This is a genomic window from Fibrella musci (assembly GCF_041321105.1).
GTDB lineage: Bacteria > Bacteroidota > Bacteroidia > Cytophagales > Spirosomataceae > Fibrella > Fibrella musci.
In genome coordinates this window covers 381078-393816 of record NZ_JBGGWD010000002.1, presented here as the reverse complement: position 1 = coordinate 393816, position 12739 = coordinate 381078, and the positions used below count along the sequence as shown (strand labels likewise).

Here is a 12739-nt window from a genome sequence, read left to right as displayed (position 1 = left end):
GTTAACTCGCAGGCCGCACATTCTGATTCATTTTAACCCAACACATGAGTAAAAAGAAGCAGCCGGTCAGTCAACGTCCCGGCTCTGGCGCGCCGCAGAATCCAGCCCCGCGCCCTTCGGCGCCGGCTACCCCGCAACGTACCCAGCCGGTGGTCAATATTCCACCGCGTCCCAGCGCACCGGCAGCGTCGGATCTGCCCATCGAGCGGGCACCTGTTGCCTGGTGGCCATTGCTGGTACTGGCCGCCGTAGGTGTGTTGATCTACGCCAATACCTTTGGCCACCAGTATGCACTCGACGACATCGCGGCTATCGGGCAGAACCTGTTCGTGAAGAATGGACTGAAAGGCCTGCCCGACCTCATGCGCACGGAGTTCTGGCACTTCAGCAACATCTCGTTAGGTTACTACCGCCCGCTGTCGCTGATCACGTTTGCGCTGGAACAGGAATTCTTCGGTGACAAGCACCCCGAGTACAGCCATCAGATCAACGCCGTGCTGTATGGCCTCACGGGCTTGAGTATCGGGGCGTTGCTGCAAAAATGGTTGCCGGGCAAAACCATGGTGGCGTTCCTGATCGGGCTGGCGTTTATCACACACCCCATCCACACCGAAATCGTAGCCAACATCAAAGGCCGCGACGAACTGCTGAGCTTCCTGTTCATCTCGCTGATGCTGCTGACTTACTGGAAACAGCTCGAAGCCAAAACGCCGTTCTGGTATCAAGGCCCCACATCGGATATGGCGCTGGGTGGTGTACTCACAGTGTTCAACGTGGTGGGCGGCTGGGTGATCGGGAGCAGTCTGCTGGTTAATTCATTCGGTGCCTCAGCGGGCGGCGTGATCGGCGTGCTGGTGATGGCGGGCCTCTCGACCACCTGGGTGGGTCTGGCTTGTGCATCCCTGTATTTTGCCTTCCTGTCGAAAGAATCGTCGATCGTGAGTCTGGCCCTGATTCCGGCCATGCAGTACTGGTTTGCCCGCCGTAACGTGGTCCGCTCGATGGTGAGTCTGTGGCCATTCCTGATCATCGCTGCGCTGTTCTTCTACCAGAAAAAGCAGATGATCGGCACGTTGAGTGGCAACCCGCCCACCGACTGGGCCAACTACCCCTACGCAATCCTGAATACCAAGACATCGACGATGTTTAAATTCTTTGTCTGGTACATCAAACTGCTGATTCTGCCGCATCCGCTCGTTTACGATTACTCTTATAATGTAATCCCAACGGGGGGCAAGAGCGATCTGCTGTCGTGGCTGGGCTTCTTCAGCATGATCGGGCTTATCGTGCTCACCTGGATTGGTTTCCGGCGGCGCACGCTTTGGGGCTTTGGGCTATTCTGGTTCTTTGTCACGATGGCACCGGGGCTGGGCTTTATCTATAGCCGGGGCGGTATTCTGGCCGAACGGTTCCTATACGCGTCCGTCATGGGCTTTGCGTTTGTGCTGGTCTGGGCGGTACAGGCGTTGGTTGAGAAATTTGGACTGGCCAAGCCGAAGGAGGACGTACCTGGTGAAACCGTAGGTACGTTGGAAGCGCGTCCGAAGCTGGCTATGAACTACATGCCCCTAGCGGCAATACTGGCGGTGGTGTGCGGTTTGTATTCGTTTAAAACCGTCACGCGCAACCCAGATTGGGAAAATAACTTCGTGTTGTTTAACTCGGCCCTGCCTTACGCGCCTACGAGCTGTCAGGTGCAGCGCCACGTCGCCAACGAATGGATCGAGAAAGGGCTGAAAGAGCGCGCCAAGATCGACACGGCCAATATCCGGATGGTGCGTTACCAGACCAAGCCCGATTCGGTAAAGAAATACCAGGCGATGCTGGCCGACTACAATAAAGAGACATCCAAATACGCTCGCTGGGCGCTGGATCATCTGCAGGAGTCATGCCGCATCTATCCCAACTTCGGGGAGTCGTATTTCTCGATGGCATATGTATTTCAGCGGATTACGCCTAACGTCGACTCGGCCAAGTATTACTACAAGCAGACGATTCGGGCGGCTTCGTCGTATGCGCCTGCCTACAATAACCTCGGGGTGATCTACCAGAACGAAGGCAAGTATCAACTGGCCTCGTACTATTACAACAAGTCGATGGAAGTCAACCCGGCTTATCAGGATGGCAAGAACAACTACGCCGCTTTGAAAAAAGCCACAGGCCTGGATGTTCGCTTCCTGCCCGACTCGGTTATCCGGGCCAACTAACCCTATTACCGCATTTTCTTGCCTACGTAAAGCAGTCTATCTACTCAGGTGGACTGCTTTACGTTTATTGATAGTACGTTGTACATGCATCTTGTCGTGTTATTTGCTGCTTTGGTTCACTAGGAGTTACCCTGTGCCAAACTGCTCGTCTGAAGACCTACCATTGCTTATCCTATTCACCCTATGAATGCGCTACCGCCTAAATCCCTTACCGACGAATCGATTCAGGCTACCTATTCGGCCCCAACCAGCGAGTCAGGCGTTGAGCCACCGCTCGATATTCGCTCAAAGTTGCTGATTCGGGAAGCCCAACTGAGCCAGGCGCAGCGGATGGCTGGTATGGCTAGCTGGGAATGGTATTTTGGCGATACTCAGATTCGGTGGAGCCCCGAGATGTATGTATTCTGGGGATACGAGCCCAACGAAATCGAGGTTGATCTGGAAAGTGTGGCCAAGTCAACGCATCCCAACGACCTACCCATTCTGGAAGCGGCTGTAGCCAAAGCCTTACAGGGAACGGATCTGGAGATGGAATACCGGCGGTACGATAAGTTAGGGCGTGAAATCTATATCCGCACGATCGGTCGGATTGTCCACGACGACGCCGGGCAGGCCATCGGTGTATTTGGTGTGGATATGAACATCACCCGGCAGAAAGAGCAGGAACGTCAACTGCGCGAACTCAACGAAGCGCTCGCTCGGCAAAATCTGCAACTAGAGCAGCGCAACGCCGAACTTAGCTCGTTTACGCACGTAGCCAGCCACGATTTGCAGGAACCGCTTCGCAAGATCAAGAGCTTTAACCAGATGATACTGGATCAGGAAGTCGAACGGCTGTCGGATCGGGGGCGTGAGTTTTTCAGGCGCTCTATCGGCGCCGCCGAACGGATGCAGGAGCTTATTCATGACCTGCTCAGCTATGCTCGTATCAACGGCGCCGAGCACGTCAACGAAACCTTTGGTTTAGCTGAGCTGGTAGTCGAAGTGCAAGCCGATTTACAGGAAGCCATCACCACGAGTCAGGCGGTTATACGTACCACAGATTTGCCCCAGATCACGGCTGTCCGGTTTATGTTTGGGCAGCTTCTGCAAAACCTGCTGAGTAACGCTCTCAAATTTCATCGGCCTGGTCAGGCGCCCGTCGTAATGGTCAGCCACCAGTATCTGCCCGTTACGAAGGAGCATGAACTGACGGTCAGCGATGATGGCATCGGCTTCTCGCCCCAGTATCGCGAACGGATTTTCCAGCTATTTCAGCGGCTTCATTCTCAGAGCGAATACCCCGGAACGGGCATCGGGCTTGCCATTTGCCAGCGGGTAATGCACAATCACGGCGGCACGATCGAGGCGCACAGCCAGCCAGGCGAGGGAGCTACGTTTGTGATGCGGTGGCCCATGCAGCTCGCCTGACCCAACGAGCGACTACTCCTTATCTAGCTTAAACCGGAATTCGGTCCCTTTTTCAAGGCGGCTTAGCACTGTGATTTTCGACTTATGGGCGTTGAGAATGTGCTTCACAATGGCGAGACCCAGCCCGGTGCCGCCCTGTTCTTTCGAGCGGCTCTTTTCAACGCGGTAAAATCGCTCAAAAATGCGGCTGAGGTGCTCGGGCGGGATGCCGGGGCCATCGTCTTTCACCGATACCTGAATGTGCTTTTTGCCGTCTTCGTCGAGCGCGACAATCACGCGGCCGTTGTCGTTGCCGTATTTAACCGCATTCTGAATCAGGTTGATCATCACCTGCGTCATGCGTTGCCGGTCAGCTTTAACCCAGATCGGGCCTTGCGCGGCTTTGAGTTTCAGGCTGGTAGTGCGGGCGCGCGCCAAGCTCTCCAGCTGCTCGAAAATTTCCTCGACTAACTGCCGCATATCTACCCGCTCGAAGTGCATGCGGAGTTCGCCGGTTTCGAGCTGCGAAAGCGCTACCAGATCTTTCACGAGTGCATCGAGGCCGTCGAGGCTGCGGGCGGCTTTCGCCAGAAACTTGTCGCGCACAAACTCGTCGTCCACCGCCCCGTCGATCAGGGTGTGGATAAACCCCTGCGCGGCAAAAATGGGTGTCTTCAACTCGTGCGACACATCGGCCAGAAACTCCCGCCGAAACTGTTCCATCCGCTTCAGCTCGTCGATCTCCCGCTGCTTTTTGGCGACGTACACGAATATTTCGTCGTTCAGTTTCTTGAACGGATTACCCGTTTTCAGGATAGATTTCCGCGAGATGGAGAAGTCTTTGACCTTCAACCGGCGAATGGCGTCGTAGAGCTTTGTGATTTCGCGATACACCAGAATATCGATGGTGTACATAACCAGAAAAAACGACAGCAGGAACGACGACGTACCTACGACAAACAGCATACTGCCCGTGGCACCCGGCACAAATGCCAGAAAGGCCATCGTCAGCCCCGCAATGAGCAGGGCCAGCAAAAGGGCAATAACACGGGGAGATAAGGACATGTGACAGAAAACCATGTAGAGCCGCAACCCCTTGCGGCTCACTGGCGTCAGCAAAATAAGGCGTCAGCAATACTCGTAAACGGCTTGTAGCTGACGCGAGTAAGCCGCAAGGGGTTGCGGCTCTACGCAATTTCAAACATATACCCCACGCCCTTCAGCGTTCGGATATAGCCTTCGCCGATTTTTTCGCGGAGCTTACGAATGTGCACGTCAACGGTGCGTTCGAGCACGTAAATATCGGCACCCCAGATTTTTTGTAGCAATTCTTCCCGGCTAAAGACTTTGTTGGGCGTTTGGGCCAGATGAAAAAACAGTTCAAACTCTTTTTTGGGCAGAATAATCGTCTGGTCGCCCCGGTTGACCGAGTAATTCTGCCGGTTGATCGTCAGGTCGGCAATCTGAATCAGGTCGCCAGTATCCGCTTTTTGGGCTTCACGGCGAAACAACGCATTGATGCGGCTCATCAGCGCCCGGGGTTTAATGGGTTTGGTGATGTAATCATCGGCGCCCACCTCGAAGGCCGCTACCTCTGAATATTCTTCCGAACGGGCCGTCAGGTAAAGGATGTAGGTGTTGCGCAACTCAGGAATGGCGCGCAGTTGCCGACCGGCCTCGATTCCATCGAGGTGCGGCATCATGATGTCCATCAGCACCAGTTCGGGTGTGAAGGTTTTGGCTTGTTCAACGGCTTTACGGCCATCAGGAGCCGTTTCAACGTCGTAACCCTCCTTGCGAAGGTTATATTCCAGCAGTTCAACGATATCGGGGTCATCATCGACGACCAGTACGCGATGGGCTTGCTGGGAGGCTTTTGCCGTACTCATTGGCTTGTGCAGAAGGATGGTCTACGCCCCGAAGTTAGGCGGCATTGCGAATACGTTAAGAGCCAGGTTTACAGACTTAACACAAAGATAACGTTTGATTAGCGACGACGAAGCCGGTAAAGCCACCCGCGTTCATTGCTGATTAACAGGTCGGTACCGTTCAGAAAGACAATGGCCTCGGTTTGTCCACGGGGTAGACGAAGGCAACCGGTTGGCCGCGCCAGCCGGGCCGACGTACCCAGCTCAAAGAAGAGAATTTTGCCATACGTCAGCACGGCCAGCGTTTGTCCGGCCTGCCCATTGGCACGAGGGCTGAGCGCCGCGCCCGTCACCATCGACTTGATAAACACCGAATCGAGCGGGGCAAGCTGATACGTACCCGCGCGGGCTGGCACTCCGTAGAGACGTACCTGATGGCCAGATCTGTTTTTTGATAGCAGGAATAAACTGTCGGCCCGGTAAAAAACGGCCTCACAGTCGAAGTTGCGGCCGGGCTTTGTTGCCCGATCAGGTGGAAAGGCCAGCTGATTGGCGTAGTGTATGGAGAGGGTAGCCGTAGGTGTTCCGGCCCGATTGACTTCGTGAATGGCCAGATCGCGCCGCGTGTTGGCGTTGTTACCCAGATCGGCGATGAACAGGCGGGCCGTATCAGCCTGCGTAATTTCTTCCCAGTCGACGTTGCGCAGCGTCGGCAAGGTGAGCGAGTCGAGTAGGGCACCCGTGGCGACGTCAACACCATACAATGTTGGTCGGCCACCGCCGTCGTTATGCGTCCAGACGGTGCGCCCGTCGGTGGTGCGGCGGGCCAATCCGGAGCTTTCATTGACCACGCATGGCAGGCGGGCCAGCCGTTCAATCTGGTAGTGTGAACGTACCCGAGCCACGCCCAACCGTCGAACTTCGGGCGCACACGAACAAAATCCGACTTTTACCCCAAAAAATACGTTAAGCAGCCAGTGAAACATTTTCATGTATGATGAATAATGCACAATGTACAATGCGTTGCGGTTGCAGCACAGTAGGGTACAGCGCGTAGCCATCGTACATTGTACATCATTCATCGTACATCAAAGATGATCAATCGAGCTACCGAAGTTCAACAGCCCTTCTACATTCAGTTGGCCGCTGTGTTGACCTCAATCCTAATTCTAATTTACGGATTGTATGAGTTGCAGACGTTGCTGGTACCACTGGTATTTGCCATTCTGTTTTCTGTATTGTTATACCCACTTTGTGTGCGGCTCGAAAAATGGCGTATTCCGCGTATCGTGTCGGTGTTACTGTGTCTGATACTAACGCTGGCCGTTATCTCGACGTTGTTGTATGCGGTTACCATCCAGATCAGCAACTTTTCGGAAGTATTGCCTCAGCTGATTCAAAAAGGCAACAACGCACTCGACAAGCTACAGACCTACGCCGATGCCAATTTCAATATCGACCGTAAACGGCAGATGACCGAGGGGCGTAAGTACTTGAATAGCCTGCTGGAATCAGGTGGAGCCATGCTGACGTCTACGCTGCTGGCCACTACCAGCACCATCACCGACATCTTCATCGTCCTGCTGTTCATCTTCTTCTTCCTGCTGTACCGCGACTTTTTCCGGTCGTTTTTCTACAAGGTGTTTGGCCACACCCGGCGCACTAAGGTGGACACGGTGCTGGGGCGTATTTATGAGGTGGTGAAGGACTACCTGGCCGGACTGGTGCTGGTAATTCTGGTGACAGGCACCCTGATGACCATCGGCCTGATGATTCTGGGGGTCGATTACGCCATCTTCTTCGGTTTCTTCGGTGCCTGCCTGGTGCTGATTCCCTACTTCGGCATCTCATTAGGATCGCTGCTACCCGCCGCCTACACGCTTGTAACGCAAGACAATCCCCTGAAAGCGCTGGGTGTAATCGGCGTTTTTCTGTTTGTGCAGGCCATTGAAGGAAACTTCATCACACCCTACATCGTCGGGTCGAAGGTGAGTATCAACCCCCTTGCTGCCATCATCGCACTGCTAGTTTGGGAAAAACTCTGGGGCTTGCCGGGTCTTGTACTGGCGCTGCCCCTGACAGCCATCATCAAAGTGATCTTCGACGCGGTTGAACCAATGGCGCCTTATGGCTTCCTGCTGGGTGAAGCGGAAAAACCACGGCCACCCATAAAGAATCTCCAGCAACTGACCGAGCAACTACCCAAACGGGTGAAAAAAGTAGGGCAGGTCGATGAGAAAGATTAGCGGCTAAGCAGGTCGGTAAAGGCGCTAACCACCTGTTCGATGGCTAGTTGGGTAGAAGCGTCGGTAAGGCGCCCGTCGGGATTCAGTTTGCCGCGGACACCATTGATGAGCAGCGTTGTGGCCGGGGTGAAGCGGGCCTGCAACGTACCTACGATCAGTTGCAGGGCTTCGTGCGCTTTCTCACCCGATGCCGAAGCGGTAACGAGGGCGGTCGGCTTGTCGGTCAGCAGGGTTGTCGATACCAACCATTCCAGCAGATTTTTCAGGCTACCCGGCAGGCTGAATACGTATTCCGGTGTACAGATGATGATACCGTCGGCTGCCTCAATTTGCTGCCTCAGTGCCGAAACCGGCTCAGGTACGTTGTCGCGGTCGAGATCAGGGTTGAAATGTGGAAGCTGGTCGAGTTGGTCGTAGTAGGTTACTGTCCAGCGATCACCCGCCACCGCTGCCATAATTCGCAACAGCTGCGTATTCGATGAATCAGCCCGCGTGCTTCCCGAAATGGCTAATATGCGCCTGGGTACGTTATTCATTCGTTACGACAGTAGCCAGTTATGGATTTTAATACGTAATAGCTTCTTTAAACTAAGCTACGCGTCAAAAATTCAGCGGATCGAGGTTTTTGAAATGGCCGTTCATCCGGATGCGCTCTTTGGTGCGTTCCATGTCGAACACCATCGGGATCACCTTGTCGAGGTGACGGATCAGGAAACGCTGCCGCTCGCCTTCGGTACTCAACGTCAGTAGTTCATATTCCTGTTCGATAGACAGCCCCACCTTGTGCGCAATCCGATACGAAAACTGCTCGGGTGGCGTCAGGTTATAATCGGCCTCGATCTGAAGCAGATCATACAGTTTTACCAGCCGGTCGAGCAGCGTAGTCAGGTACTGGCCCCCGCCCGACGCCCGCAGTTCCTCGTCGGGGTTGATCTCAACGGGCTGCACGTTCCCACCCGCATACAGCTTGTCGGCTACTGGGTTCTGGAAATCGACCAGTCGAAAAACGCGAATGCCTTTCGTTTTTACATCGAGCCGCCCGTCGTCATACCGCTTATGAAGTGCCGTAATGTGCACTTCGGTACCGTAGCCGGGCATTTTGTTGTCGACATACGCCGGAATGCCAAATGTTTTTTCCTCGTCGAGGCATTCGTTGATCAACTGCCGGTAGCGGGGCTCGAAAATGTGCAGATTGAGGTCCTCACCGGGATAGACAACCAAACTGAGCGGAAACAGGGGTAGAAACATAAGGACTGGAACGAAGAGAGGTAAACAAAGAACCGATTATATGTCGGCTGCGGGCGATTTAAACCATCAACCATCCGACGCCGGAATATCCTTTGTTTATTGGCTTTTTTCAATGCTGATGCCAACGCTCACCACGTCGGGCAGCGGGTCCTGGCGCATGTACTGTTTGATTCGGAAGGCATACGTACCTGGCTTGGGAAACCGGTAGGCTCGCTTCATCAGCACCTTGTTGTCATAGAGGTCGCCCAGTCCTTTGCCGCGGGGCTTACCGGTTTTGGGGTCCATCAGGATCAGCTCGTCGAGGCGCGATTCCAGTTCCTTGCCCCGTTCGTCGGTGAGGTAGCGCGTCAGGTATAGGTTGTAATACGGGTACGTAAGGTTGTTGCGTAGCGTATAATAAATATCGTAGGGCTGGCTGGCGTCGGTGATCTGAAACCGGAAGGTGGGTGTGTTCTTCACAAACCATTTTCCGTCGTCAATATCCGCGTTTTCCTTATAAACCACATTGGGATCCTGGCAGGCCCAACAGGCAAGGCCTACAAACAGCCCGGTCAAAAGTCGTATCATTGGCAGGTAGCTATGCATATGTGTACAAAGCTACTTACGAAAAGAGGATGCTGGTTATTGGATACAAAACCCGCTTATCCGGCTTATTGACACCGTACTGCCATGAATCAACTTGCCCGTTTAGATGCGCACCATCGGCTCCTGATTGGGTTCGGGGTAGCAGCCCTTACGTTCACTATCGCCAGCCGTTACGTGATCTGGCCCTTACAACTGCTCATTACTTACGATAGCTACGCCCTGACGGTCAATGCGCTAGCCTGGCTGTCGATGACGTACCTGCACCCGCTTGAGGCATTGAAAGCCTACAAATTGCAGGATTCGGGCCGGGTGTTGATTCTGATATTCGCCATCACGGCAGCTATGGCCAGTTTTTTCGCCGTCATTTTTCTGCTCGATGTAGTCAAGCAATTGAATGGACATCACCTCCGGCTTTACATTATCCTGTCGGCCATTACCGTAATTAATTCCTGGGTACTGCTGCATTCGCTCTTTACACTGCGGTATGCGCACCTATATTACCGGCAGGAACCCGGCGAGGGCCTGAATTTCCCCGATACGAAGCAGCCCGTCTACGAAGATTTTGCATACGTGGCTTTTGGCATTGGCATGACGAGTCAGGTTGCCGACGTCGGCCCGACTAATTCGGCATTCCGGCGGCTGATTCTGGTGCATAGCCTCTTGTCATTTGCGTTCAATACACTCATCGTCGCCTTGAGTATTAATGTCGTCTCGGGCGTGCTTTCGTAGCCCATCACTAAGTTTTCGGAAAGGGCCTTGCGATACTTGCCCGAAACCGGCAACTTGCCGCGCACACATTGATTTTGAAGTACCGCCATGTTTTCCCAAACAGACCTTGACCAAATTGCCACCCAAGGCACTACTACCGACGTCGTTCAGCAACAGATACAGCATTTTGTCGACGGGTTTCCGTTTCTGCATGTTATCCGGGCTGCCACCGTGGGCGACGGCATCATCCGCGTACCCGAAGAGCAACTGACCAATTACATTCATCAGTACGATGAGCAGGCTGGTGAGTTGACCCTGATGAAGTTTGTGCCAGCTTCGGGCGCCGCGACCCGCATGTTTAAATCGCTGTTTGCGGCGCTGGATGGTAAGATGGATAAAGCAACAGACGGCTTTTTTGAACGCCTCGACGATTTTGCTTTCTTCGAAGACCTGAAAGCTGCGATGGCGAAAGATCACCTTGACCTCGACAAGGCCATTGCTGACAACGACCGGCATACTATTCTGACGTACCTGCTTACCGCCAAAGGGCTCGACTACGGCAGCCTGCCCAAAGGCTTGCTCAAGTTTCATAACTATGCCGACGGACCACGTACCCCGGTCGAAGAGCATCTGGTCGAAGGCGCTGCCTACGCCAATGCCAACGGGCAGGTGCGATTGCACTTTACCGTATCGCCCGAGCACCGGAGCCGCTTCGAAGAACTGATTCGAAACGAATTGCACGATTACGAAACCTGGCTGGGTGTCGATTTCGACGTGACGTTTTCGGAACAGAAGAAAAGCACCGATACGATCTCGGTGAACCTCGACAACACCCCGTTCCGGAATGGCGACGATACGCTGCTGTTCAGACCGGCGGGCCACGGGGCATTGATCGAAAACCTGAACGATATCGACGCTGATCTGGTGTTTATCAAGAACATCGACAACGTGGTGCCCGATGAGCTGAAAGAGCAAACCATCACCTACAAAAAAGTGCTGGCAACGGTGCTGCTCGATGCGCAGAAACAACTGTTCCGCCTACAGGAGTTGCTCAGTGGCGAGGTCGTTAGCGACGGGTATCTGGCCGAAGTCGATGAGTTTTTGCGTACCACGCTCTGCGTGACGCCCCCGGACGACTTTGCCCAGCGATCGGCTGCCGACAAGCTTGCCTATTATCGGCAGAAGCTCGACCGGCCTATTCGTGCCTGTGGAATGGTGAAAAACGTGGGCGAACCGGGTGGCGGGCCGTTCTGGGCGAAAAATGCCGACGGGTCGGTTTCGTTGCAGGTGGTGGAGTCGGCGCAGATCGACATGGACGATGCCGCTCAGAAAACCCTGTTTGAGCAGGCAACCCACTTTAACCCCGTTGATCTGGTGTGCGGCCTGAAAAACCGGGAAGGAAACCGCTATAACCTGCCCGATTTCCGCGACCCGCTCACCGGTTTTATCACCGCCAAATCTAAAGACGGTAAAGACCTGAAAGCGCAGGAACTGCCGGGCCTCTGGAACGGCGCTATGGCCGACTGGAACACGCTGTTTGTGGAGGTACCGCTGATCACGTTCAACCCTGTGAAGACGGTCAACGACCTGCTACGGCCCGAGCATCAGCCCGTGGCGCTGGAGGATTAAACGAGCAGCACATTACTCATTATATGCCAAAGGCCCGGAATGTCCGGGCCTTTGGCATATCAATATGTAGCGGTTATCGCATAGGCAATGGCAGGTTAGGCAGACAACAGGCTGGCGTCTGTAGCCGAATTCGGAGTAACCCCAATGGGAATCTCTTTCGTCTCCAGCGACTCCATGTTCTGGAAGGTCAGCAAGGTTGTGTTTTCGTAGACACCGAGGTTTGCGTCGCGGACTCGTTCCATAATGGGCTTCAGCGCACAGGTAACTTCGTCTTCGCAATCGTCGCATTTGACGTAAAAGTTCAGCGATACGCAGGGGGTAGGGGCAATAGGGCCGTCAATGACACGCAACACCTGAGCCAGATTTACCCGGGCCGGGTCGATGCGCAACAAATACCCACCACCTTTGCCTTTCTGGCTTTGCAGGATGCCGTGATTGCGGAGTTCCAGCAAAATAGCCTCCAGAAACTTTTTCGGAATGTTCTCGCGCGCAGATATGTACGAGATCAAAACCGGCCCTTTGCCAAACTCTTCGGTCAGAACCTTCAATGCCTTGATGGCATACTTCGCTTTTTTAGAGATCATTGGTTACGGTAGTCAGACCGTTCATCGCGGTTAGGTGATAAGAGAAATACTTATTGATTACTCAGGCCTACTTACAAACGGCCAAGTTAGTAATCAACTGTGTGTCAATCAATGTTTCGCCTACCTATTTCCTTACTCTATCATAGATCGGGCCAAAAAAGTTCCTATGACCTATGGGCGTACATCCATACCACGTACCCGAAAGTTCTTTGGTGTGAATGACAGATGACCCGATATATAGACCGGAGAAGACGTCTATGTCGTAGACTTGTCTT

General features: G+C 53.9%; 12 protein-coding genes. 5 read left to right on the top strand and 7 right to left on the bottom strand.

Translation table 11 applies throughout. The features are described 5' to 3' along the window. The first annotated feature begins 44 nt into the window (after positions 1 to 44). Together ACAW74_RS07320 and ACAW74_RS07315 are read left to right on the top strand one after the other, a co-directional pair. The gene (locus ACAW74_RS07320) at positions 45 to 2207 is read left to right on the top strand and encodes a tetratricopeptide repeat protein (RefSeq protein ID WP_370697538.1); all 2163 of its coding nucleotides are present in this window, start codon (positions 45 to 47) and stop codon (positions 2205 to 2207) included. A gap of 183 nt (positions 2208 to 2390) precedes the next feature. Beyond that, on the top strand, positions 2391 to 3617 hold the full coding sequence (locus ACAW74_RS07315) for a sensor histidine kinase (RefSeq protein ID WP_370697537.1): 1227 nt from the start codon (positions 2391 to 2393) through the stop codon (positions 3615 to 3617). Positions 3618 to 3629: 12 nt separating this feature from the next. Here the strand turns inward: ACAW74_RS07315 and ACAW74_RS07310 are convergent, their stop codons facing one another. The 3 genes from ACAW74_RS07310 to ACAW74_RS07300 form a co-directional block, all read right to left on the bottom strand. Beyond that, positions 3630 to 4661 (bottom strand): sensor histidine kinase, encoded by a 1032-nt coding sequence (locus tag ACAW74_RS07310; RefSeq protein WP_370697536.1) that lies wholly within the window; start codon positions 4659 to 4661, stop codon positions 3630 to 3632. A gap of 122 nt (positions 4662 to 4783) precedes the next feature. After that, on the bottom strand, positions 4784 to 5485 hold the full coding sequence (locus tag ACAW74_RS07305) for a response regulator transcription factor (RefSeq protein ID WP_015330071.1): 702 nt from the start codon (positions 5483 to 5485) through the stop codon (positions 4784 to 4786). Between the two features lie 98 nt (positions 5486 to 5583). Next, positions 5584 to 6450 carry a hypothetical protein gene (locus ACAW74_RS07300; protein ID WP_370697535.1) on the bottom strand — a complete coding sequence of 289 codons (867 nt, stop codon included), beginning with the start codon at positions 6448 to 6450 and terminating at the stop codon, positions 5584 to 5586. A gap of 108 nt (positions 6451 to 6558) precedes the next feature. Between ACAW74_RS07300 and ACAW74_RS07295 the strand changes: the two genes are divergently transcribed. Continuing rightward, on the top strand, positions 6559 to 7710 hold the full coding sequence (locus tag ACAW74_RS07295) for an AI-2E family transporter (RefSeq protein ID WP_370697534.1): 1152 nt from the start codon (positions 6559 to 6561) through the stop codon (positions 7708 to 7710). Here ACAW74_RS07295 and ACAW74_RS07290 read toward each other — a convergent pair. The 3 genes from ACAW74_RS07290 to ACAW74_RS07280 all read right to left on the bottom strand — a co-directional run bounded on the left by ACAW74_RS07290 (position 7707) and on the right by ACAW74_RS07280 (position 9543). Further along, positions 7707 to 8246: an NADPH-dependent FMN reductase gene (locus ACAW74_RS07290; protein WP_370697533.1), complete on the bottom strand. Its 540-nt coding sequence runs from the start codon at positions 8244 to 8246 to the stop codon at positions 7707 to 7709. The genes ACAW74_RS07295 and ACAW74_RS07290 overlap by 4 nt on opposite strands. A gap of 64 nt (positions 8247 to 8310) precedes the next feature. After that, positions 8311 to 8958 carry an LON peptidase substrate-binding domain-containing protein gene (locus ACAW74_RS07285; protein WP_370697532.1) on the bottom strand — a complete coding sequence of 216 codons (648 nt, stop codon included), beginning with the start codon at positions 8956 to 8958 and terminating at the stop codon, positions 8311 to 8313. A gap of 96 nt (positions 8959 to 9054) precedes the next feature. After that, positions 9055 to 9543, bottom strand: a complete 489-nt coding sequence (locus ACAW74_RS07280; RefSeq protein WP_502918607.1) for a gliding motility lipoprotein GldH — start codon at positions 9541 to 9543, stop codon at positions 9055 to 9057. 84 nt (positions 9544 to 9627) lie between these two features. Here ACAW74_RS07280 and ACAW74_RS07275 point away from each other — a divergent pair, with 84 nt between their 5' ends. Next, entirely contained in the window at positions 9628 to 10272 is a 645-nt protein-coding gene (locus ACAW74_RS07275) for a DUF1345 domain-containing protein (RefSeq protein WP_370697530.1), read from the top strand. Positions 10273 to 10359: 87 nt separating this feature from the next. Then, positions 10360 to 11880: a DUF4301 family protein gene (locus tag ACAW74_RS07270; protein ID WP_370697529.1), complete on the top strand. Its 1521-nt coding sequence runs from the start codon at positions 10360 to 10362 to the stop codon at positions 11878 to 11880. Positions 11881 to 11975: 95 nt separating this feature from the next. Here the strand turns inward: ACAW74_RS07270 and ACAW74_RS07265 are convergent, their stop codons facing one another. Continuing rightward, the gene (locus tag ACAW74_RS07265; protein WP_370697528.1) at positions 11976 to 12464 is read right to left on the bottom strand and encodes an RrF2 family transcriptional regulator; all 489 of its coding nucleotides are present in this window, start codon (positions 12462 to 12464) and stop codon (positions 11976 to 11978) included. Between the last annotated feature and the right edge of the window lie 275 nt (positions 12465 to 12739).

Bases quoted from the DNA above. Each gene is read 5' to 3' on its own strand.
- ACAW74_RS07320 (WP_370697538.1), top strand. From the start codon at position 45: ATGAGTAAAAAGAAGCAGCCGGTCAGTCAACGTCCCGGCTCTGGCGCG.
- ACAW74_RS07315 (WP_370697537.1), top strand. From the start codon at position 2,391: ATGAATGCGCTACCGCCTAAATCCCTTACCGACGAATCGATTCAGGCT.
- ACAW74_RS07310 (WP_370697536.1), bottom strand. From the start codon at position 4,661: ATGTCCTTATCTCCCCGTGTTATTGCCCTTTTGCTGGCCCTGCTCATT.
- ACAW74_RS07305 (WP_015330071.1), bottom strand. From the start codon at position 5,485: ATGAGTACGGCAAAAGCCTCCCAGCAAGCCCATCGCGTACTGGTCGTC.
- ACAW74_RS07300 (WP_370697535.1), bottom strand. From the start codon at position 6,450: ATGTTTCACTGGCTGCTTAACGTATTTTTTGGGGTAAAAGTCGGATTT.
- ACAW74_RS07295 (WP_370697534.1), top strand. From the start codon at position 6,559: ATGATCAATCGAGCTACCGAAGTTCAACAGCCCTTCTACATTCAGTTG.
- ACAW74_RS07290 (WP_370697533.1), bottom strand. From the start codon at position 8,246: ATGAATAACGTACCCAGGCGCATATTAGCCATTTCGGGAAGCACGCGG.
- ACAW74_RS07285 (WP_370697532.1), bottom strand. From the start codon at position 8,958: ATGTTTCTACCCCTGTTTCCGCTCAGTTTGGTTGTCTATCCCGGTGAG.
- ACAW74_RS07280 (WP_502918607.1), bottom strand. From the start codon at position 9,543: ATGCATAGCTACCTGCCAATGATACGACTTTTGACCGGGCTGTTTGTA.
- ACAW74_RS07275 (WP_370697530.1), top strand. From the start codon at position 9,628: ATGAATCAACTTGCCCGTTTAGATGCGCACCATCGGCTCCTGATTGGG.
- ACAW74_RS07270 (WP_370697529.1), top strand. From the start codon at position 10,360: ATGTTTTCCCAAACAGACCTTGACCAAATTGCCACCCAAGGCACTACT.
- ACAW74_RS07265 (WP_370697528.1), bottom strand. From the start codon at position 12,464: ATGATCTCTAAAAAAGCGAAGTATGCCATCAAGGCATTGAAGGTTCTG.